Origin of the sequence: Clostridium nigeriense (assembly GCF_900086595.1) — a bacterium.
GTDB classification, from domain to species: Bacteria; Bacillota; Clostridia; order Clostridiales; family Clostridiaceae; genus Clostridium; species Clostridium nigeriense.
Window position 1 is genome coordinate 80155 of record NZ_LT575472.1, and the last position, 21244, is coordinate 101398.

The following is a 21244-nucleotide window of genomic DNA, read 5'->3' on the forward strand; positions in this document are numbered from 1 at the left end:
TATTTTCTCTCCTTAAAAGGTTTACTTTTTGATTTTTTGATAAATATTTTAAAATTACTTATTTTACTAAGAAATAATACGAGCATATTTTCTAATTATAGTGTATACTAAGTTAGTTAACAAAAAATAATGCTTAAGAATAATTATAAATTATTTTAGATAAATAGAAAGAGGATTTTAGATGAACGAAATTAAATTTAGTAACTTAGGGCTTAAGGATACCCTTTTAAAATCTATCAACGAGTTAGGTTTTGAAAATCCATCCCAAATACAAGCTGAGGCAATACCTGTAGCAATTGAAGGGTACGATCTTATAGGTCAAGCTCAAACTGGAACTGGTAAAACTGCTGCCTTTGGATGTGGAATTATTAATAATATCACAAAGAAAGATGGTCTTTCTGCTATAATATTAGCTCCAACAAGAGAATTAGCTATACAAGTTAATGATGAACTTAAAAGACTATCTAAATATGATAACTTATCAATACTTCCTGTATATGGTGGAGATCCTATAAACAATCAAATCAGGACGTTAAAAGGAAATGTAAACATAGTAGTTGGTACTCCTGGTAGAGTGTTAGATCATATAAAGAGAGGAACAATTAAACTAGATAAAATTAAATTCTTAGTTTTAGATGAAGCTGATGAAATGTTAAATATGGGCTTTATTGATGACTTAGAGGATATAATAAAGCAATTACCAAGTGATAGACAGACTTTATTATTCTCAGCTACAATGCCTGAGCAAATCAAAAAATTAGCAAGAAGATATATGAAGCCAGATGCTAAACATATAGCTATAAAGAAAACTTCAATGACTGTTTCTAAGATTAGTCAAAGTTTCTTTGAAGTATCTCATAAAACTAGATTTGAAGCTCTTTGTAGAGTTTTAGACTTTGATACACCATCTTCTGCAATAATATTCTGCAGAACTAAAAAAGGCGTTGATGAATTAGTTGAAGGTATGCAATCTAAGGGCTATGTAGTTGAAGGTATGCACGGAGATATGTCACAAGCTCATAGATTAAGAACTTTAAAGAAATTTAAAGATGGTTCTTTAAATTACTTAGTTGCAACTGATGTAGCTGCTAGAGGAATAGATGTTGAGGGTATAACTCACGTAATAAACTACGATTTACCTCAAGATGTTGAAAGCTATGTTCACAGAATAGGTAGAACTGGAAGAGCAAATAGAGAGGGTACTGCCTACTCATTAGTTTCTCCAAAAGAATATTCTATGTTAAAGCAAATTAAATCAGTAACTAAGAGTGATATCTCTAGAAAAGCTATCCCTACAGTTAGTGATATATTCAATAGTAAGTCATCATCTATATTAGAGGATGTTACAAATACTATTAATGATTCAGATTACTCAAGATTTATTCCAATAGCTAAAGAGCTAAGCGAAAAATTTGATAATGTTGAAATAATTGCTGCTTTAATTAAGAGTAAATTCAATAGTGATTTACTTGAAAACTATACATCAAATGTTCTTGAAGCTCCTAAGTCCGAAGATATACGTTTATTCTTATCTGTTGGTCGAAGAGATGGAATAACACCGAAGTCTTTAGTTAGCTTTATAAAGGATACAGCAAGAATTAGAGCCACATCTATAGGAGATATAGATATATTAGAAAACTTCTCTTTTGTAAATATAACTCCAGATGTTAAGGATAAAGTTATTGAAAAATGTATCGGTCGTAAGCTAAATAAGAGAAAAGTAAATATAGAAATTGCAAATAGAAAAAGAAAATAATATTTAAAATTTCTTAATGCTTTTAAAGCTGTGTCACTTAACAATTAGTTTCACAGCTTATTTTTATTTTCTTAAACAAAAAAGCTATTGCTAATGATTTTTATTCCATTAAAGCAATAGCTTTTTTATTATTTACATTTCTTTTTTATTCCATCGTAAAGATATTTTATATATTCCGTATCTACTTTTTGCATATCTAACATTTTCATTCTATTTTCAACTTTACTTAAGGCTTCTTTTGCCCCTTCAAAATCTTTTTGGCGAATACAAGCACTTGAATATTCTAATAAATAGTCTATCTTAAGTACTAACTCTGCTAAGTCTTCTCTATTATCATTAACTAAATCAACTAATAGTGAATATATCTTAGGGGAAGTATCTTTTCTTACGCTACTAAGTAAATCATTATTTTTGCTAGTCTTTCTACTCATTTTTTTCACCCTTCCTATAAAATTATATATTTATACTAATTTATATCATATTTTTATAATATACCCAATACATTTTATTGTATGAAAGATTAGGGGGTATTTATATATGCAAAAATACGTATGCGTTCCATGTACTTATGTCTATGATCCTGAATATGGTGATCCTGATAACGGAATAGATCCAGACACTCCTTTTGAGGATTTACCAGAGGATTGGGTTTGTCCTGTATGCGGTGCAACAAAAGATGAATTTGAGCTTCTAGAGGATTAAATTTAAATACATATTATCTTAATTACTTTATAAATAAAATTAAAGTTTCAATAAGATAATATGTATTTTTATATTTATTAAAATATACTATTCTCTAGGTTAGCCTTATTAATTCTTTTTTAAATTCATTGATATATAAAATACTCTTACTACTTAGTTTTGCTTCTTTGTTTATAATTCTATTTATACCTTCTAAAAATAAATTTATATCTTTATTTTCTTTAGAATACAAGTAAGCAACTTTACCTAAACTAGAAAGTTCATCTTTTATTTCCTTACTAAAGTTCAGTACAGGAATCCTTGAAACATAACCTGAAGTAATCATATTACTCCTTATTAAAATTCCTCTTACTATATAAGTAACTAAATTAGAATTTAAATAAGCCAAAAGCCAGTATTTATCTTCTTCATCACAAATAATGCAAGAATTAACTCCAAAAGTACTGTTAATAGGTAATACACAGGCTGTAAACTGGACTCCCATAGATGAACATATTATTCCTGATTTATATAAATACTCCTTATTTCTAACTATAAAATTAGGTTTAATTTTTTCTATATCTAAGAAATTTCTATCTAGATATATTTCTTTATTAGTAAAAAATTTATCCTTACCTGGATTTTTATAAAATGGAACTACAAATGGTTCTATCTTCTCAATTGATAAGTATTTTTTATCATTTCCAGTTGATATTCCTGAAATACACTTAAATTTATCCTCTACTCTTGGTAAATTAAATAATTCTTTTATATCACTAGGACATTCAATTATAAATTCATTATTATCTTTTTTACTATCTAAAATTACTTCATTTAAACTATACAACTGCTTGTCTGAATCTAATAATTTATTTTTAAAATCTTTAGTACTTAAACACCTATTATTTATCTTTATATTTCTCTGATAATCTAACCCCTTTTGTAATATTAAAATACTTGTTCTTACATCGGCTCCTTGTTTTAAAAATAAATCTGTAGGACACATTGTTATTTCATGTATAGAACACTTTTCTAATATTTTCTTTCTTAATTTCTTATATGTTTTAGAGCTTAAAAAAGAATCTTGAGTTATTATTCCTATAACAGCTCCATCCTTTGCCAAATCTATTACTGCTGATATAAACATACTATACATATTACTAGTTCCTACATCATTAAATACATGCCTTAATATATCTTTATTTTTTCTTATATATTCAACTTCATGGCAATTGTAAGGAGGATTCAATATATAATAATCATATTTTAATCCATTAAAATTACTACCTTCATTAATTTTATCATAATAAAATTTTATAAAATCTGTATTTAAAAAATTACAGCTATATTCATTTTTATACCTTATTAAGTCTATTCCATCAGATTTAATATCTTCTCTTAAAAAAGGTAAAACCATTTCTTCCCTGCCACAGCAAGGGTCTAATAATTCTTTTCCATCACCTTTTATCTCAATTAGCCTATCTTTAATATATTCACTAATAAAATCTGGAGTAGAATAATATCCTACTAATCTTTTATCTATATATTCATCATCTACTATCTTTTCTGATAATACTTTTGCTTTTCTCCCCATAAATTCTTCTCCATATATTTAACTACTTAATAAACTATCAAAATTATTAGCAGCTAAAACCACCACATCGTCTTTTTTAATTATAGTTGAACCCTTAGGAACTATAACTTCATCTTCACGTTTAATCATTACTACCAGCACTTCTTCTGGTATATCTGAATCCATAATAGTTTTATTAACCCATTTGTTGTTTTCATCTATATTCATTTCTAATATCTTAGTACTTTTATCTTCCTTATAATCATTAAAAGTCTTTAATACAGGAGTATTATCATCTACCAAATCTAACTTTTTAGCCAATATAGGTGTAAATGTCCCTTGTATCGCTACTGAAAATAGTGCTATAAAAAATATTATATGAAATATATCATTTTCAATATTTACTCCATAGGTTACTGAATAAATGGCAAATGCAATTGATGCAGCTCCTCTAAGCCCAACCCATGATATAAATATTTTTTCCTTATTAGAATATCCGAATCTTCTTAATATAATAAATGTTGCTATAGGTCTTGCTATAAACATCATAAACAATGATATTGCTATTGATATGCCCAATACTTCAGGCAACTTAGATGGGAATGCTAAAAGTCCCAGAGTGAAAAATAAACTTATTTGCATTATCCAAGACACTCCATCAAAGAAGTGAAATAAACTTTTTTTATGAGGTATTTTGCTATTTCCAATTATTATACCAGCCATATAAACACTTAAGAATCCATTTCCACCCATATACTCACTTATAGCAAATGATAATATAGCTATAGCTGTTATAAATATAGTATAAAAACCTTCTACTTCAAAATTAGCCTTTCTTACTATATATACTGAAATTTTACCTAAGACACATCCTACTAAAACTCCAAATATTATTTGTTTTATTAACATTGGAATAATTAATGTAGTTCCTATATTAGACATTAAAGTTAATATAATAATAGTCAACATATATGATATTGGGTCATTACTTCCACTTTCTATTTCTAATAATGGAGCCAATGTACCTTTTAAGTTAAGCTTTTGAGAACGTAAAATAGAAAACACTGAAGCTGCATCTGTAGAGCCCACAACTGCACCTATTAAAAGACCTTCTAATAAACTAGTTCCTAATATAAAATGACAAAATAAACCTGTAAGACCAGCAGTTATTATAACTCCAAAACTAGACATCAATATAGATGGTACAGCTGATTTTTTAGCTATATTCCAATTGGTTCCAAACCCTCCATAAAACATTATAAATACTAATGCTAAGGAACATAAGGTACTGGTTAACTGATAATTATCAAAATATATACCAACAATTCCATCTGACCCAAATAACATCCCAAGCACTATAAATATTAGCAGCATCGGGACTCCAAACTTATATAGTATTTTACTGGATGATATACAGATTAATAAAATTAACCCACAGACAATCATTAATTCTACCATATAACCCTCCTTTTTAAATAATAATATATTTCTATTATATGATAAAAAGGAAATGGTTGCAAAAGCTAAACCCTTGCAACCATTCATTATATTAATGTTCATGGTTATAAATTTTTATAAAGATTCAATTCTATCGTATACTATTGGCTCTTCAGTTCCAGAAACTATTACTCCATTTTTCCTAAATATTTCAGTTACATACATCTTTCCATCATATACTTTTTCTATAGCTGTAAATACTACTTCAGGTGAAAAATCACTTTCACTTTCAGCTAAAAAATATCCATCCTTTTCTTCAAATGTAATTGGAGTAAACTTCTTTGATAGTTCTAACTTATTATAATCCATTATTAAATTCTCATTTGCATTTATAAAATCATTATAATCTACATCACTTGGTAATTCATAAGAAGTTAAAACTACATCATTTTCTTCGTTTAAAGTATATAAAAATAAATGATGTAATGCTGTTTTCTTCTCTCCATGATTGTAATAAGTCTCATCTATTGTAAAGTATCCCTCAAAGCCATCTGGAAGGTTCTTTATCTTATCATTACATACTCCTATTATATGTTTTGCCATTGGAGTTCTAACCTCTCCAGTTGAATCCTTTTCTTCCTTTAATTGATTATCATTATTAAAGCTCCCTTTTAAGTAACTCATAAATCTATTTAATTTTTCCATTCTATAACCTCCTAGGTTAAAATAATTAAAATTATTAAAACCCCATCTATATATCTTTATAATTAATTATATCATTATTTTATAAATTAAAATCTGTATAAAACCCTTATAATTAGTAATTATTATCTATTGAAAACAATTATCTCCCCCATTGTATTATTTTCTTAATTTTTCATATTTTTATATATAAAAATATGAGATACAAAATTACGAAAAGTACTTTTATATCTCATATTTATTAACCTTATTAACAATTATTAACTATAGCATCGATAGTAATCTTCATCTTCTTACTTAACTCTTCATCCTTCAATAATGCCATTGAAATTAAATCTAATAGATACATAGCAGAAAACTGACTGTTTATAAACTTATTTCTATCAACAAACTTAGGATTATATACTATAAACTCTATATCTGAGTACTTACTTACACTACTTTCTTCAAAGCTAGTTATACAAACAGTTTTAGCACCGTTTTCTCTTGCTCTTCTTAATGAATGTATTACTTCCTCTGTTTCTCCAGATATTGAAATTCCTATTACTAAATCAGCACTTGTTACAATAGAGCTATTAATTATCATCATATGTGAGTCAGAAATGCAATGAACATTAAATCCCATTCTTAAAAGTCTTTGCATCATTTCTTCACCTGTCAGCCCTGAACTACCAACCCCATAAATATATATGTTTCTAGCCTTTTTTAATTCCTCTACTACTTCAAATATAGTTCTTTTATCTATTAACATCTTAGTTCTTTCAATAACTTCATTATAATATTGATAAGCATATGAAAATATCTCATCTTCGTCTTCTTCTACTACTTTTTCTACCTTATTTGAACCAAGCATAATTTTCATATCTACAAAACTATCACAGCCTATCTTCTTTGCAAATCTTGTTATAGTTGCCCCTGAAGTGCCTATTGCTTTGGCTAAATCTGTAATGTTAATGTTTTTTATATTTTCCCTATGCTGCATTATATAATCAGCTATGGATTTTTCCTTATCAGAAAAACTATTATATATCCTTTGAATTTCATATATTATATCCACTTTACCCTCCAAATAACCTCAAAAATTATCAATCATACTCTAGAATATCACTAAACCCATATAAATAAAAGAGCCGTCTTTACGACAGCTCAAAATAAACTATAATGCTTTTAACACTTCATCGTTAAACTTTTTAGTTATTAATTGTGGTCTTGTTATTGCACTACCAACTACAACGGCATAAGCTCCTTTTTCTAATGATAATTTCGCCTTCTCTGGAGTATCAAAATTTCCTTCAGCTATTACTTTTGCCTTGCAATCTTTTATTAAAGCTTCTAAAACTTCAAAATTGTTCATTCCTTTTGAATGATCTGTATATCCTACTAGGGTAGTTCCTACATACTGGAATCCAAGCTCTCCAGCTCTTAATCCTTCTTCTATAGTAGATATATCTGCCATAAAGCTTTGATTTGGGTACTTTTTAAATATTTCTTTTAAAAATTCTTCATCTTGATTTATTGTAGCATCTAAAGCGATTATATCAACTCCAGCTTCAACTAAGGCATCTACTTCTTTCATAGTTGGAGTTATATATGGCTTAATGTTATCATAATCTATTTTTATTATACCTATTATAGGTAAATCCACTTCTTTCTTTATAGCAACTATATCTTCAACACTATTAGCTCTTATTCCAATAGCACCACCTTCTTTAGCCGCTACAGCCATTCTACTCATTATATAAGAGCTGTGTAGTGGTTCATTATCTAATGCTTGACATGATACTATTAATCCTCTATCTATCTCTTTCACTATTACTAATCTCTCCCTATAATTTCATTAATCTTTTGTTTTAACGGATCTGCTTTAGCTCCGAATATTGCTTGTATTCCGCCTTTAACCTCTAGAACTGCAGTAGCTCCTAAAGATTTAATCTTGTCTTTATCAACTTTTTTAACATCTTTAACTGCTACTCTTAATCTTGTTATACAAGCATCTACATCCTCTAAGTTTTCAGCTCCACCAAGTGCTACTAAAATTTGTTCTGCAACTTCATTTAAGCTGTCTTTAGTAACAACATTAACATTTTCTTCTTCTGCTTCTCTTCCTGGAGTCATAACGTTAAACTTAGTAATTAAAAATCTAAATACAAAGTAATATAATGCAAACCAAATTGCTCCTATTATTAATACATATATCCAATTTGTTTTATCATTTCCTTGAAGTACACCGAATAATGTAAAATCTATTAATCCACCTGAGAAAGTATTTCCTATTGATATATTTAATATATCTGCAATAAAGAATGATAAACCATCTAATACTGCATGAACTACGTATAACCATGGTGCTACGAATAAGAACATAAATTCAATTGGCTCTGTAATACCAGTAACAAATGAAGTTATTGCTGCTCCTAAGAATAATCCACCAACTAATTTTCTCTTTGCTTTAGGTACACAATGATACATAGCTAAACATGCTCCTGGTAAACCAAACATCATTGTAGCAAAACGTCCAGCAAAGAATCTTGTTCCTTCTGTAAATAATCCAACATGGTTCGGATCTGCTAATTGAGCAAAGAATATATTTTGTGCACCAACTATAGTTTGACCTGCCACTACTTCAACTCCACCTAATTCTGTGTACCAGAATAATGGATAAATCATGTGATGTAAACCAACTGCACCTGTTAATCTTAATAAGAATCCATAAAGGAATGTTCCTATTGGTCCTAAACCAGCTATACCATTACCTATTGTAACTAACCAGTTTTGGAATGTTGGCCAAATTAAGAAGAATATAGCTCCTATAAATATTGCTGAAAAAGATGATACTATAGGAACAAATCTTGATCCACCAAAGAAACCTAAAACTGATGGTAATTGAATATTTCCATATTTGTTATGTAAAAATGATACCGTTAACCCAATTACTATAGCTCCAACAACGCCTGTGTCTATTGACTTAACTGCTGGATTAAATGCTGTAATCATACCACTAATTGCTGCGTTCATAACTAAGAATGCTACCGCTCCTGCAAGCCCTGCAGTACCCTTATCCTTCTTAGCTAATCCTACTGAAAGACCTATACACATAATAAGTGCTAAATTTGCAAATACAACATTTCCTGCTGAAGACATTATTGAGAATATGCCTTGTAACCAAGAAACATTTAAAAATGGATATGCTTGAACTGTATTTGGATTTGATAAAGCTCCTCCAATACCTAATAGTAAACCTGCAGCAGGTAATATTGCTATTGGTAACATAAAGGACTTACCTATCTTTTGTAACTGTTTAAACAAAGTACTTCCTCCTCTTTAGTAAATTATTTTCATAATTATTTTTTTGTTAAAATTATTTTCTTTTGAATACATTTACAGATTACCACGAAAATAATTTTTATGCAATTATTTTTCTTAAAATTTTTTTCACAATTTATTCCTTATATCTTATATATAATAAAAAAAGTATTGCAGAACATACTTATATTCTTACAATACTTTTTTGTTTCTATTCTAATTTTTTAAATATCTCTGTAATTGCATAACTTAATATCATTTTCATCTATAAAGCTTATAAGCTCCTTGGACGTTAGAATTTTTAGTTCTTCTATTCTTTTTAAATTATACGAACTATTTTCCATTATAAAAGTATCTAAATAGGCAGGATGAGTCATTGTTTCTAAGATATTGTATTTATTTAAATTTAACTTTTTAAATGAATCTAAGCTAACTGTTTTATCATAAAAAAAAGTTGAATATGGTATTACCTTATCATAATTCAATTCATATAATAGTCCACCTCTTATAGGCAATTTATATTCAGAAATTAAACTTTCAATAACTGGCTTTAAAGGCTCAAAAGTATGAATATGATGATGTGAATCTAAATGGGTTATCTCTACCCCATTATTTAATACCTTCTTTATTTGAGCAGAAAATTCATTATATATTTCCTCTAAATCAAACTTTTTTACCGCTTCCTTAGAATCTATTCTCTTATAGAAAAATCCATTTTCATCTACTATAGTTTTATGATTATTTAATACAGGTTTATAAGCTGTTAATGTTAAGTGAACTCCACATCCCAAATTATCTAAATCCTTATCACTATTTAATAACTCTATAGCATGATCAAAACCTGGCATTCCCGCCATAATTGAAGTACTTCTTACTACTCCCCTTTTGTATGCATCGATAATTCCAAAATTAGCTCCTCTACTCATTCCAAAATCATCAGCATTTATTATTAATTTCATAAACTCACCTCTCTAATTCAAAGTATATACCCATTTTATTCTCTCTTTAATTATAGCACTTTATCTTAACATATATTTATAAAAGCACTTATAAATGTATAAACTCTATATTTATTTCTAATGATAGTAAATATAAAGTACTATTTATATGTGAGGTATATTTTATGAAAAAACTTATTACTAGAAGTTATCGTATTATTTTAATTATTCTTATACTAATATCAAGTATATTTAATTTACCTAAGGCATTTTCTGACTTGAATTTATTAGAGAATTTCCCTAATAATAATATTTTGCCCCATCACTTTCGTAAATCTACTGATGATATATCCACATTAGTTGATAATAATATTAATTTAACTGGCTTAGATAAATTAAATATATCTGGAAGTGGACAATTTTCGGATTCAGGACTTTCTTTAATAAAAGAGTCTATTCCTAATAGTTTTAATATATTAGATATTGATTTAAGACAAGAATCTCATGGTTTTATAAATGGCATAGCAGTTAGCTTTGAAAACTTAAAAAATAATGCTAATAAAGGATTAACTTTACCTGAAATTTTAGCTACTGAAAATAATTTATTAAAATCTATTAAAATTGGTGAACCTATAACTTTTTATAATACAAAAGAAACTGTTATTCCTGAAAATGTTCAAAGTGAACTAGAAGTTGCAAACTCCAAAGAAATAGGATACATTCGTATTCCTGTAACGGATGGAGGTATGCCTACTGAAGATATGATAAATTCTTTTATAAATATTGTTAACAATCAACCTGAAAATACATGGCTTCATTTTCATTGTAAAGAAGGCATCGGTAGAACAACTACTTTTATGATAATGTATGATATTATGAAAAACTACAAGGAAGTAAGTTTAAATGATATTATTAGACGCCAAGTTCTTCTATCCCAAATGAATGAAATTGATGCACAAGGCTTTTATAGTGGAAAGCATAATGAGTTTTTAAAAAAATTTTATAATGAATATACATCAACTAATAAAAAAGAAGCTATTTAAATAGCTTCTTTTTTATTAGTTATTTAATATGAAGAATTTTTAATTATAGTATATTTAACTTAAATAATTGGTTATATTTTAGTTCACATCAGTTATAAGTGAGTTGAAAATTTATATTAATAATGATAAAATTATTCATATAATATTAATTATCTTTTAATAATTACAATCAAAGGAGAAAATTATGTTAGATCAAAAAACAATAGATATAATAAAAAGCACAGTACCAGTTTTAAAAACTCATGGAGTAGAAATTACAACGACTTTCTATAAAAATATGTTTGAGCAAAATCCTGAAGTAAAGTCTTTATTTAATATGGATAGACAAGCTTCTGGAGAACAACAAAAGGCTTTAGCTATGTCAATATTAGCTGCTGCTCAAAATATAGACAATCTATCAGCTATAATGCCAGTAGTTAACAAAATAGGTGTTATGCACTGTAATTCTAATGTTATGCCAGAACATTATCCAATAGTAGGAAAACATTTATTAGGAGCTATAAAAGAAGTTTTAGGGGACGCTGCAACTGATGAAATTATTGATGCTTGGGCTAAAACTTACGAAGTCCTTGCTGAAGTATTTATAGGAGCAGAAAAGGATATATATTCTTCAAGAAACTAATATAATGGGCTGTTTCTAACAGCCCATTATTTATTATTTTGCATATTTAATTATAATATCTCTTAATATATTAACAACTTCTTTTCCAGCCTTATCATTATAGTACTTTGCAAATCTTTCATCTGCAACATACATTTCAGCTAAACCCATATGAGCTTCTTTAGAATAATTTGGCCATGTAAAACTAAGCCACTTCTTATGATTTTCATAAATTTCTCTAGCAACTTCTGAATTAATATCTTTTGTTTCATATATTTCTATTAAGCCATTAAAAACTTTTTCTTCTGTTCTACTCATTTCATCAAAGTCTTCTTTACTCATATTTAAGAACTTTTTATTAGATTCTTCAATTGTCTTTTTACCATATTTATCTCTAATTTCTTTACCATACTTTTCTTCATTTTTCTTTAAATGCTCTTTTTTAAAGCCTTCAAACTTTTCTTTATTAGACATGTTTATTTCTCCTTTCTTATATTCAATTGTTTTTTCTACAGTTAAAATCAATTGATCAAGTTGATTTCTTCTAGAAATGAGGCTTTCACGATGTTCAATTAATGACTTGCAAATGTCAAAACTAGGATCCATTATTATATTTTGAATGTCTTCAAGTTTAATATCCATAGATCTATAAAGTAAAATTTGTTGTAAAATATCAACTTCTTTTTCTCCATATATCCTGTATCCTGATGAATTAATCCTACAAGGTTTTAAAAGGCCAATTTCATCGTAATACCTAAGTGTTCTAGTGCTTACACCTGCAATTTCAGCTAGCTTCTTAATTGTGTACTCCATCCCTATACCTCCTTACAATATAATGATAGACCTTTACGCAACGTTAATGTCAATTAATATTATAAACTTTTTAATATTATCAATTAAACATAAAGTAATTAACTTATTTTAACCAATAAAGATGATATACTAAACTTATAAATATTATAATAAGGAGATATATTATGAAAAAGATTGATTTGCATCTGCATTCTTACTTTAGTGATGATGGGGAATTAAGCCCCGAGATAATTATAAATAAAGCTATTGAGAACGGTTTAGATATTATCTCAATTACAGATCATAATTCTATAAAAGCTAATAACATTGCCTTAGAATATGCTAACAATAAAAATATTAAATATATATCCGGAATAGAAATCGACTGCCAATACAACGGATTAAACCTTCATCTTCTAGGATATGACTTTGATTTTAATAAAGATTGTTTTATAAAACTAGAAGAAAATATAATAAAACAAGAAAAAGAAGCAGGACTAAAAAGAATTAAGAAAATAAAAGAAGTAACTAACTTATACTTAAATGATGAAGATGTATTAACTAAAGCTCCAAGTGGAATAATAACTGGTGAATTAATAGCAGAAGTACTATTATCTGATGAAAGAAACAAAGATTCAAAAATACTTTCTCCTTATAGAGATGGTGGTATTAAAAGTGATATGCCATTTGTAAATTTTTATTGGGATTATTTTTCACAAGGAAAACCTGCATACGTTCATATAGAATATATTACTTTGTTAGAGGCAATAAAAATGATTAAAGATAATGGAGGAATATCCATATTAGCTCATCCAGGAAATAATTTAAAAAATAATTTTGATATTATTGACGACTTAATAAAAGAAGGCATTGATGGTATTGAAGTATTTAGTTCTTATCATTCAAAAGAAACTATAGAATTTTTTTATAATAAAGCTATTAAAAACAACTTATTTATTACATGTGGAACAGACTTTCATGGAAAAAACAAACCTAATATAGAGATTGGTAAATTTAATTATGAAATAAATAGTAATTTAATATTATTTAATTAGTATTTTTTTGATATCAATTAAAACAAAATTATCTTTCATTAGAAATCTTATATACACTAGTATTTAATAGTGATATAATAAAAATCCACTTATTGTTATATACTTAAAATATACAATATTTAATTATAAAGAAAGTGTCAGGTGAGATTTATGATTGATGCGAAATTATTAGTTGAAAAGGCTTATGAAGCTCAAAAGTTTGCTTATACTCCTTACTCTAACTTTAATGTTGGTGCAGCATTACTTGGTACAAATGGTAAAATATATTTAGGCTGTAATATAGAAAATGCAGCTTTCACGCCAACTAACTGCGCTGAAAGAACTGCCTTTTTCAAAGCTGTATCTGAAGGACAACATGAATTCCTTGCAATTGCAATAGTTGGTAATAAAGCTGATGCTGAGGAAACAGAATATTGTGCTCCTTGTGGAGTATGTAGACAGGTAATTGCTGAATTTTGCGATCCTAAAACATTTAAAATCTATTTAGCTAAGAATAAAGAAGAATATAAGGAATATACATTAGAGGAACTTTTACCACTTGGATTTACTGGTAAAGACTTAAATTAAAAATATATTTTTTTCTTTAATATAAAAGCAGAGCTTCTATTTAAGTTGCTCTGCCTTTTTATATAAATTCTTTATAAACTTCATCATTTCACTTTTATTCTCTTCTAATTGCTTAATTCTATTAACGTTTGCTCCCGATGGATGTGGAAATCCCATTAATATTCTATCCTTAGCTATAAGTTCTTCTTTTTCTAATTTCATTAAAACCTCTTCCACAGCTCTTCCTAATGGTATTAATAATACTTTATCTTTATTTTCTAAGCTATTATATTCATTTAGAAAGTTACCATATACATACCTCATTAAGAAGTTATTTTTAATTAATTTAGGAGTATGCCCTGAATAATTTTCTTTATTAATAAATGTAGAATAAGGAATTAATGAAACAGTATGTAATATATCATCTCTTTCTCCAAATAACTCCTTACAACTATTTATATTCAAAGCTTTATTAAGCTCTATTTCATCTAGCATATTTATAATATTTTTTCTAATTACTCCACTAAATCTTCCGGCCTCTTTACACATATATTGAATCTTTTCAATACTCTCTCCATCTTCAAGAGCTTTCCTAGCTTCTGCCATAGCTGTACTCATTTGCTGAAACCCTGGAGTAATTCCTATTATGAACAATTTAGCTTTTGTATTTATATATTCATTATGAGGAGCATAGTAAATTTCTAAACTACCATCTTTTTCAACTAAAAAATCATTTACCAATAATTCTTCTTTAGTATATTTATTTTTTAATGGTAAATTCATTATTCTATATTTATAATCATGCAATGTTTTTTTCATAAACGCCCTCCTATCCAATAATAAACATACTTAATAAAATAATATCTAATTTACCCATATATTATTCTACTAATACTTGAATTTGACAATTATATTCGTAAGTATTAAATAATTCATTAAAGATTTCTACTTCTAAGTATAACTTGGGCTTTAAGTTATTTATTCTTAAATAATTTATTATTTTACTGATACTATCAGCTATATTTTTATTATTATAAGTAATTGTTAGATATTTCCCACCAGGTAAAAAGAAAATATTATTATTCTCAATATCCCTTTTATCTTCAAGTATATTGAATACATATTTAGGATTTATTTTTCCATCTAAATTAAAATCATATATTATTCCCCTTTCTAGAGCCACCCTTATGTTTCTTTCCCTTATTATCTTATCTAATTCAGAATAATATATTAATTCCCTTAACTCTCCTACTTCTTTGCAATTATAAACTATGGCTCTTCTCTCTTTAAATTCTCTTAAGCTTACTTCATTATCTTTAACCATAGATTTTGAATCAATTATGGATTTATTTAAATTATCAATATTATTTATAACGTCCTTAAGCTTATTTATATTATTTTCTGCTTCAATTTTTTTCTTTCTTAAAAAATCTAAAAGTTTATCTGTATTTGATGCCTTAAATATCTCCTGTAATTCTTTTATACTTGTGCCTAAATTTCTACAGCCTATAATTATATCTAAATAAATAAACTGCTCAATTGAATAAAACCTGTATCCAGTGTTTTCATCAATATATTTTGGTATAAGCAATCCTTTATCATGATAATATCTTAGGGCTTTTATTGTAACTCCTTTAATTTTAGATACCTCTCCAATTGAATATAATTTATCCATTTTATCATTTCCTTTTAAAATATTATTGACTCTCCCCTTAGGGTAGACATTATTATCATTATAAAATATTTTTTGATAAAGGAGTACTTTTTATGAGCAAAGTTATTTATAGGGATTTATTAAAAGAGGATTATAACTCAATAAAGTCATTAATATGTGAAGCTTTTGGTTTTAAGACCTTTACTAATGATGAAAATCTTTTAGATTCAGTTTTAAATATTTATCTTCAAAACTGCATAATATCTAGCTCTTATTGTAAAATTGCAGAGATAAATAATGAAGTTGTAGGTATAATTCTAGGTAAAGCTAAAGAAGATAAGAATAAACTTTGGAGTATTAAAAATTTAATTAGCATTCTTAAATCTTTTATTAAGCTAATATCCATAAATTCCAAAAACAAAAAAATTATCAAGGAGCTTTCTAATATTACTAGTATATATAAAGATTTGATTAGAAATAAGGAAAATCAATTTCAAGGATGTATTCAATTATTTATAATTTCAGAAAAATATAGAGAACTTAAAATAGGTAAAACTTTATTAAGTTATTTATTTTCATATATGAAATCTTACAAAGTAAACTCATTATATTTATTTACTGATACTAGATGTAACTATAGTTTTTACGATAGTCAAGGGTTTGAAAGAATAGGTGAGAAAAAACTTTTAATTAATTCTAATAAAGAAATTCTTAATGTGTTTTTATATAAATATATTTTTTAAATCTATTAATTATTTTATAAAATATAATTTCATAAAGAATAAAAAGGGGCTGTTTTTAACACCCCTTAATCAATTATATTTTTGTAAAATTGTTTCCCTTAGACACTATACCTGAAAAATAATTTATAATGTTAATAATCCATTCTTTTAAATTTGGATATTCACTCCTAATTATTCTTTCTATCTCTTCTCTAGTAGATGATAATGGCAATGATTTAATACCATTTACTTTATTACCTATTGCTATATTAGCTTTTGCATAATCACCAACAGCTATATCAGTTCCTATAGCACTTGCCCCTATTGCAAATTTTCCAATAGATAGTGCACCAAGAGAGAAGACACCTATTGAAATAGCTCCTATTGAAAATATTCCAATTGAAATAGTACCAACAGCTAAAATTAATGCTATTGAAAGTATTGCTAGACTAAACAATCCAATTGACATTAATCCAAAACTTATAGCTCCAATAGATAAAAAACCTAAGGATATAATTCCATAAGAAATATTTCCTATAGCAATTACTCCTTTTGCCTTCCTAATGCCTCTTCCTATATTAATATGAATTAATGGCAATCCTAATAGAGTCTTATTACTTTTATACTCGTATTCCATTGAATTCTTATTCAAATTAATTATTATTTGTGTATTTTTATTATCTTGTTGTTCTTTATTATCTTTATTCGTACTTTGTAATATTTCATACTCATCACTATCTTTAACTAAGCTATCAACAGTTACATTATATAACTCAGATAAAGTAATAAGTTTATTTAAATCTGGAATTGATTGTCCAGATTCCCATTTAGAAATTGCTTGCCTAGATATTCCTAACCTATCTGCTAACTCTTCTTGAGAAAATCCATTTTTCTTTCTTAATAGTTGTAGCTTTTCAGATAAATTCAATTTTCTCACCTCCAATTAAAATTATATAGAAATAGTATTTATTAATCTACCAACTAGTCATTTCTTTTTGTCAACTAATGGTTGCATTATAAAATTTTAAACTTAAAAGCATATAAAATAAAAATAGTACTTCATTTTTTAAAGTACTATTTTTATATAATATTTATTTACATGTACACCTTATCTTTAGATACTGTTCTTAATATGGATAGAATGGATAATATGGGTATGGGTATGGATAGAAGAACGGAAATAACCCACGGATAGCATTAAATGGGTATCCCCTACGCCTAAACCGTCTATTTCCTCTAATTCTAGCCGCATTTCCAAATTGTCTTTGTTCAGTAGGATTATTTTCTATATCTACTACATCCTCACCAACTAACATTATAATCCCATTAGAATCTACCTTCTCAATAATTCCATCTACTGAAGTACCATCCTTCATTATTAGTACAATATGATAGTCAATTAAATTCTTACATTCATCAAATAGATCCTGTAAGCTATTATAATTATCAGCTCTATCATAATTCAATTTTATCACTTCCTTTCTATTAGTATAATATTCATACTAAATAGAAAGGCTACTGCTTAAATTTATACTTTATACTTAATATTAATTTAGAAAATAATTAAATTATATCATATATGTAATCTTTTACTTTTGATTTATAAATGTTATTATTAAATTAATAATAGACTTAACAAGGAGATTTAAATGTTTGTATATATATGTTGTGCTGGAGGTATGACTTCAAGTTTACTATGTGAAAATATAAAAAAATCCGCTAGCTCCGATTTACGAGTTTACTTAGATAACATAACTAATGTAGCTGTTGACTTTAGCTCAAACAAATTAAAAGAATTTGATATTATTCTAGGATACGGCTCTGCAAGTGCAATTACAGAAAGCTTTTTAAAGGATTATAACCTAGACAATATTATTGATTTAATTCTTATATCCCCACAAGTTAGATTTGAATTTAATAGAATCGAAAAGGTTGTAAGCCCTTATAATATTTCTGTAGAACTTATAGATATGAAAACTTTTGGCACTATGAATGGGAAAAAAATTATAAATCAAATTTTAAAATATAAACAAATTGATCATTAACCAGTACTTACTTTTTATTATATATTATAATAAAATTATATTAAGTATAATCTATGGATAAAAATATTTGAGTTAGAAGGTATATGAGATGTATGAAACTTTATATAATGAGTTATTAAATAGTCTTAATAATGGAGATAAATGTGTATTGACTACATATCTATGCTCTAATAATGATGGATTAGGAATTATAGAAGATAAATTTTTCTTAACTGAAGAAGATATAAATAAAAAATCTAAAACTTTAGATGATGGTATTTATGAAAAAATTAATGATTCTCTTTTAAATGGTAAAATAGAAATGATAACTATTGATAATAACAAATCAATTTTAATAGAACCCTTTTTCCCAAAACCACGTTTAGTTGTTTTTGGTGGAGGTCATATAGCCAAGCCTCTAGTTGAATTTGCTTCTAAAGTTGGTTTTTCTATTACTGTTATAGATGATAGACCTTACTTTGCAAACTCCACTCGTTTTCCAGAAGCTGAAAGAGTTATATGTGAAGATTTTCAAAAATCATTTAATCTTATTGAATTTAAAAAATCAGATTTTGTTGTTGTCATTACACGAGGACATAGACATGATAAATTAGTTTTAAGTAATGTTGTTAATAATAACCTTAGTTATGTTGGAATGATAGGTTCTAGAAGAAGAGTAAAAGGAATGATGGATGAATTACTTTCAGAAGGATTCTCAAAAGAAGTTTTGGATAAAGTTAATTCACCTATTGGCTTAGACATTGGTGCTATTACTCCTGAGGAAATTGCTATTTCCATAGTTTCTCAGCTTATTAGCTTTAAAAATAAAGGAAATAGTTCTTCTAAGAAATTTGCATATCCTGAATTTGATAAGGAATTATTTTTAGAAATATCTAAAGAAGCAACTATTCCTAGAGCTATTTTAACTATTGTTTCATCTAAGGGATCTGTTCCTCGAAAACCTGGTGCTAAAATGGTGAGCTATCTTACTGGACAAACATTAGGAAGCATAGGTGGTGGCTGTAGCGAAGCTGATGTATTAACAACAGCTAGAAGCATTATGCGTAATAAGGGATATTCAATTCAAAAAGTTGATATGACTGGTGATGTTGCAGAATCTCTTGGCATGGTATGTGGTGGAACTATGGATGTAATTATTGAAGTGTTTTAAATACTTTAGATTTTATCCACAGGCAAGTAAATTTAATGCACAATACACTTGTGGATTACACTTTTAAATTGTGATAAAATTATATAGTTAATAACATTTTCTAATTAAAGAAGGGATTTATAATTATGCTACACATTGATAATATTGAAAAATATTTAAGAGATCATGAAATTAGTCCATCATATCAAAGAAAAAGAATCTTTGAATATTTATATAATAGTAAAAAGCATCCAAGTGTAAATGATATATATTCTTTTTTAATAGATGACATTCCAACACTATCAAAAACTACTATTTATAACACTTTGAACCTTTTTATTGAAAAGAATATAGTAGATTCTATTATAATAGATGGAAATGAACTTAAGTATCAAATATGTGATAGTAAAAAACATGGTCATTTTAAATGTAAATCTTGTAATACTTTATATGATATCCAAATTGATTTTGATAATTTAAACATAGATTCCTTAAAAGGATTTGATATCCATGAGCAATCTTTTTATTTTGTAGGAATATGTGAAAAATGTAAAAATAATAATAAAGTTTAAAATTTATTTTATAATAATAGCTTATATTAACTTATAAGCTATTTTTTTATACCTAAAAACTGGAATAGTATTGACTTTTCAGAAAATTAATATTATTATAATATTATAATCATTACAATTTTAGAATAAATACAAATTAGGAGGGTAAGAATTATGAGTAAAACAAATAAAACTAATGAAAATTATATAGGATTAGAAAAAGACAAAATTGAAGAAGTCGCAAAGTCTCTTAATAGTTACCTTGCAGATCTTAATTTATTATATGTTAAAATTCATAATCTACATTGGAATATAGAAGGAAGTACTTTTTTCCAATTACATAGTGTTTTTGAAGGATACTATGAAGCTATCGCTAAAACATTAGATGAAGTGGCTGAAAGAATGCTTATTTTAGGGCATAGACCAGCTGCATCAATGAAAGAGTATTTAGATCTTTCTACTTTAAAAGAACTAGAAAGTAAAGGACTATCAGCTCAAGAATCAATAAATATCTTAGAAAGTGACTTTTTAAATATGTTAAGTCAATCAAGGTCAATTCTAACTTTAGCTGAAGATGCTAATGATCAAGGAACTGTTGATTTAATGGCTGGACTTATAGGAGAGTATGAAAAATCTCTTTGGATGATTAAGTCATTTAAAACTAAATAATTTGATTTTAACTAAACTAATCTTTTAATAAAAGGGATATATCTTGT

The 21244-nt window shown here is 26.8% G+C and carries 24 protein-coding genes; 11 read left to right on the top strand and 13 right to left on the bottom strand.

Features of this window, described 5'->3' with window-relative positions:
- Positions 1-181 precede the first annotated feature (181 nt).
- Positions 182-1756: a DEAD/DEAH box helicase gene (locus BN6774_RS00375; protein WP_066889130.1), complete on the top strand. Its 1575-nt coding sequence runs from the start codon at positions 182-184 to the stop codon at positions 1754-1756.
- 128 nt (positions 1757-1884) lie between these two features.
- On the opposite strand, the gene BN6774_RS00380 is transcribed toward BN6774_RS00375, so the two are convergent.
- On the bottom strand, positions 1885-2187 hold the full coding sequence (locus BN6774_RS00380) for a hypothetical protein (RefSeq protein ID WP_066889131.1): 303 nt from the start codon (positions 2185-2187) through the stop codon (positions 1885-1887).
- 106 nt (positions 2188-2293) lie between these two features.
- Here BN6774_RS00380 and rd point away from each other — a divergent pair, with 106 nt between their 5' ends.
- Positions 2294-2458: a rubredoxin gene (gene rd, locus BN6774_RS00385; protein WP_066889132.1), complete on the top strand. Its 165-nt coding sequence runs from the start codon at positions 2294-2296 to the stop codon at positions 2456-2458.
- A gap of 94 nt (positions 2459-2552) precedes the next feature.
- Here rd and BN6774_RS00390 read toward each other — a convergent pair whose 3' ends face one another.
- The 7 genes from BN6774_RS00390 to chbG all read right to left on the bottom strand — a co-directional run bounded on the left by BN6774_RS00390 (position 2553) and on the right by chbG (position 10411).
- A complete protein-coding gene (locus BN6774_RS00390) occupies positions 2553-4031 on the bottom strand; it encodes an N-6 DNA methylase (protein ID WP_066889134.1) in 1479 nt (492 codons plus the stop codon).
- 18 nt (positions 4032-4049) lie between these two features.
- Complete coding sequence (locus BN6774_RS00395; protein WP_066889135.1) at positions 4050-5468, bottom strand: potassium/proton antiporter; 1419 nt, start codon at positions 5466-5468, stop codon at positions 4050-4052.
- 114 nt (positions 5469-5582) lie between these two features.
- Positions 5583-6152: a hypothetical protein gene (locus tag BN6774_RS00400; RefSeq protein WP_066889137.1), complete on the bottom strand. Its 570-nt coding sequence runs from the start codon at positions 6150-6152 to the stop codon at positions 5583-5585.
- A gap of 247 nt (positions 6153-6399) precedes the next feature.
- Entirely contained in the window at positions 6400-7206 is an 807-nt protein-coding gene (locus BN6774_RS00405; protein WP_066889139.1) for a MurR/RpiR family transcriptional regulator, read from the bottom strand.
- 99 nt (positions 7207-7305) lie between these two features.
- Complete coding sequence (locus tag BN6774_RS00410; protein WP_066889141.1) at positions 7306-7959, bottom strand: N-acetylmannosamine-6-phosphate 2-epimerase; 654 nt, start codon at positions 7957-7959, stop codon at positions 7306-7308.
- A gap of 5 nt (positions 7960-7964) precedes the next feature.
- On the bottom strand, positions 7965-9455 hold the full coding sequence (locus BN6774_RS00415) for a PTS transporter subunit EIIC (RefSeq protein ID WP_066889144.1): 1491 nt from the start codon (positions 9453-9455) through the stop codon (positions 7965-7967).
- Positions 9456-9676: 221 nt separating this feature from the next.
- Positions 9677-10411: a chitin disaccharide deacetylase gene (gene chbG / locus BN6774_RS00420; RefSeq protein ID WP_066889146.1), complete on the bottom strand. Its 735-nt coding sequence runs from the start codon at positions 10409-10411 to the stop codon at positions 9677-9679.
- 164 nt (positions 10412-10575) lie between these two features.
- Between chbG and BN6774_RS00425 the strand changes: the two genes are divergently transcribed.
- Positions 10576-11433 carry a fused DSP-PTPase phosphatase/NAD kinase-like protein gene (locus tag BN6774_RS00425; RefSeq protein WP_066889148.1) on the top strand — a complete coding sequence of 286 codons (858 nt, stop codon included), beginning with the start codon at positions 10576-10578 and terminating at the stop codon, positions 11431-11433.
- Positions 11434-11617: 184 nt separating this feature from the next.
- Positions 11618-12055 (top strand): globin domain-containing protein, encoded by a 438-nt coding sequence (locus tag BN6774_RS00430; RefSeq protein ID WP_066889150.1) that lies wholly within the window; start codon positions 11618-11620, stop codon positions 12053-12055.
- Between the two features lie 33 nt (positions 12056-12088).
- On the opposite strand, the gene BN6774_RS00435 is transcribed toward BN6774_RS00430, so the two are convergent.
- Positions 12089-12847, bottom strand: coding sequence for a MerR family transcriptional regulator (locus BN6774_RS00435; protein ID WP_066889152.1), 759 nt, complete (start codon positions 12845-12847; stop codon positions 12089-12091).
- Positions 12848-13011: 164 nt separating this feature from the next.
- Here BN6774_RS00435 and BN6774_RS00440 point away from each other — a divergent pair, with 164 nt between their 5' ends.
- Both BN6774_RS00440 and cdd read left to right on the top strand, forming a co-directional pair.
- A complete protein-coding gene (locus BN6774_RS00440; RefSeq protein WP_066889154.1) occupies positions 13012-13881 on the top strand; it encodes a PHP domain-containing protein in 870 nt (289 codons plus the stop codon).
- A gap of 150 nt (positions 13882-14031) precedes the next feature.
- The gene (gene cdd / locus BN6774_RS00445) at positions 14032-14448 is read left to right on the top strand and encodes a cytidine deaminase (RefSeq protein WP_066889156.1); all 417 of its coding nucleotides are present in this window, start codon (positions 14032-14034) and stop codon (positions 14446-14448) included.
- A 36-nt stretch (positions 14449-14484) separates the two neighbouring features.
- On the opposite strand, the gene BN6774_RS00450 is transcribed toward cdd, so the two are convergent.
- Together BN6774_RS00450 and BN6774_RS00455 are read right to left on the bottom strand one after the other, a co-directional pair.
- Complete coding sequence (locus BN6774_RS00450; RefSeq protein WP_066889158.1) at positions 14485-15246, bottom strand: hypothetical protein; 762 nt, start codon at positions 15244-15246, stop codon at positions 14485-14487.
- A 61-nt stretch (positions 15247-15307) separates the two neighbouring features.
- A complete protein-coding gene (locus BN6774_RS00455; protein ID WP_066889159.1) occupies positions 15308-16102 on the bottom strand; it encodes a MerR family transcriptional regulator in 795 nt (264 codons plus the stop codon).
- A 92-nt stretch (positions 16103-16194) separates the two neighbouring features.
- Between BN6774_RS00455 and BN6774_RS00460 the strand changes: the two genes are divergently transcribed.
- A complete protein-coding gene (locus tag BN6774_RS00460) occupies positions 16195-16824 on the top strand; it encodes a GNAT family N-acetyltransferase (RefSeq protein ID WP_066889161.1) in 630 nt (209 codons plus the stop codon).
- A gap of 73 nt (positions 16825-16897) precedes the next feature.
- Here BN6774_RS00460 and BN6774_RS00465 read toward each other — a convergent pair whose 3' ends face one another.
- Both BN6774_RS00465 and BN6774_RS00470 read right to left on the bottom strand, forming a co-directional pair.
- Positions 16898-17731, bottom strand: a complete 834-nt coding sequence (locus BN6774_RS00465) for a helix-turn-helix domain-containing protein (protein ID WP_066889163.1) — start codon at positions 17729-17731, stop codon at positions 16898-16900.
- Between the two features lie 199 nt (positions 17732-17930).
- Positions 17931-18269 (bottom strand): hypothetical protein, encoded by a 339-nt coding sequence (locus tag BN6774_RS00470; protein WP_066889165.1) that lies wholly within the window; start codon positions 18267-18269, stop codon positions 17931-17933.
- A 183-nt stretch (positions 18270-18452) separates the two neighbouring features.
- Here BN6774_RS00470 and BN6774_RS00475 point away from each other — a divergent pair, with 183 nt between their 5' ends.
- The 4 genes from BN6774_RS00475 to BN6774_RS00490 all read left to right on the top strand — a co-directional run bounded on the left by BN6774_RS00475 (position 18453) and on the right by BN6774_RS00490 (position 21197).
- Positions 18453-18848 (top strand): PTS sugar transporter subunit IIB, encoded by a 396-nt coding sequence (locus BN6774_RS00475; protein ID WP_066889167.1) that lies wholly within the window; start codon positions 18453-18455, stop codon positions 18846-18848.
- An 88-nt stretch (positions 18849-18936) separates the two neighbouring features.
- A complete protein-coding gene (locus BN6774_RS00480) occupies positions 18937-19998 on the top strand; it encodes an XdhC family protein (RefSeq protein ID WP_066889169.1) in 1062 nt (353 codons plus the stop codon).
- A gap of 125 nt (positions 19999-20123) precedes the next feature.
- Positions 20124-20549: a Fur family transcriptional regulator gene (locus BN6774_RS00485; RefSeq protein WP_207644558.1), complete on the top strand. Its 426-nt coding sequence runs from the start codon at positions 20124-20126 to the stop codon at positions 20547-20549.
- Between the two features lie 153 nt (positions 20550-20702).
- The gene (locus BN6774_RS00490; RefSeq protein ID WP_066889172.1) at positions 20703-21197 is read left to right on the top strand and encodes a Dps family protein; all 495 of its coding nucleotides are present in this window, start codon (positions 20703-20705) and stop codon (positions 21195-21197) included.
- The last annotated feature ends 47 nt before the right edge of the window (positions 21198-21244 follow it).

Bases quoted from the DNA above. Each gene is read 5' to 3' on its own strand.
- BN6774_RS00460 (WP_066889161.1), top strand. From the start codon at position 16,195: ATGAGCAAAGTTATTTATAGGGATTTATTAAAAGAGGATTATAACTCA.
- BN6774_RS00400 (WP_066889137.1), bottom strand. From the start codon at position 6,152: ATGGAAAAATTAAATAGATTTATGAGTTACTTAAAAGGGAGCTTTAAT.
- BN6774_RS00395 (WP_066889135.1), bottom strand. From the start codon at position 5,468: ATGGTAGAATTAATGATTGTCTGTGGGTTAATTTTATTAATCTGTATA.
- BN6774_RS00435 (WP_066889152.1), bottom strand. From the start codon at position 12,847: ATGGAGTACACAATTAAGAAGCTAGCTGAAATTGCAGGTGTAAGCACT.
- BN6774_RS00375 (WP_066889130.1), top strand. From the start codon at position 182: ATGAACGAAATTAAATTTAGTAACTTAGGGCTTAAGGATACCCTTTTA.
- BN6774_RS00430 (WP_066889150.1), top strand. From the start codon at position 11,618: ATGTTAGATCAAAAAACAATAGATATAATAAAAAGCACAGTACCAGTT.
- rd (WP_066889132.1), top strand. From the start codon at position 2,294: ATGCAAAAATACGTATGCGTTCCATGTACTTATGTCTATGATCCTGAA.
- BN6774_RS00450 (WP_066889158.1), bottom strand. From the start codon at position 15,246: ATGAAAAAAACATTGCATGATTATAAATATAGAATAATGAATTTACCA.
- BN6774_RS00485 (WP_207644558.1), top strand. From the start codon at position 20,124: ATGCTACACATTGATAATATTGAAAAATATTTAAGAGATCATGAAATT.
- chbG (WP_066889146.1), bottom strand. From the start codon at position 10,411: ATGAAATTAATAATAAATGCTGATGATTTTGGAATGAGTAGAGGAGCT.
- BN6774_RS00475 (WP_066889167.1), top strand. From the start codon at position 18,453: ATGTTTGTATATATATGTTGTGCTGGAGGTATGACTTCAAGTTTACTA.
- BN6774_RS00440 (WP_066889154.1), top strand. From the start codon at position 13,012: ATGAAAAAGATTGATTTGCATCTGCATTCTTACTTTAGTGATGATGGG.
- BN6774_RS00425 (WP_066889148.1), top strand. From the start codon at position 10,576: ATGAAAAAACTTATTACTAGAAGTTATCGTATTATTTTAATTATTCTT.
- BN6774_RS00380 (WP_066889131.1), bottom strand. From the start codon at position 2,187: ATGAGTAGAAAGACTAGCAAAAATAATGATTTACTTAGTAGCGTAAGA.
- cdd (WP_066889156.1), top strand. From the start codon at position 14,032: ATGATTGATGCGAAATTATTAGTTGAAAAGGCTTATGAAGCTCAAAAG.
- BN6774_RS00490 (WP_066889172.1), top strand. From the start codon at position 20,703: ATGAGTAAAACAAATAAAACTAATGAAAATTATATAGGATTAGAAAAA.
- BN6774_RS00480 (WP_066889169.1), top strand. From the start codon at position 18,937: ATGTATGAAACTTTATATAATGAGTTATTAAATAGTCTTAATAATGGA.
- BN6774_RS00455 (WP_066889159.1), bottom strand. From the start codon at position 16,102: ATGGATAAATTATATTCAATTGGAGAGGTATCTAAAATTAAAGGAGTT.
- BN6774_RS00390 (WP_066889134.1), bottom strand. From the start codon at position 4,031: ATGGGGAGAAAAGCAAAAGTATTATCAGAAAAGATAGTAGATGATGAA.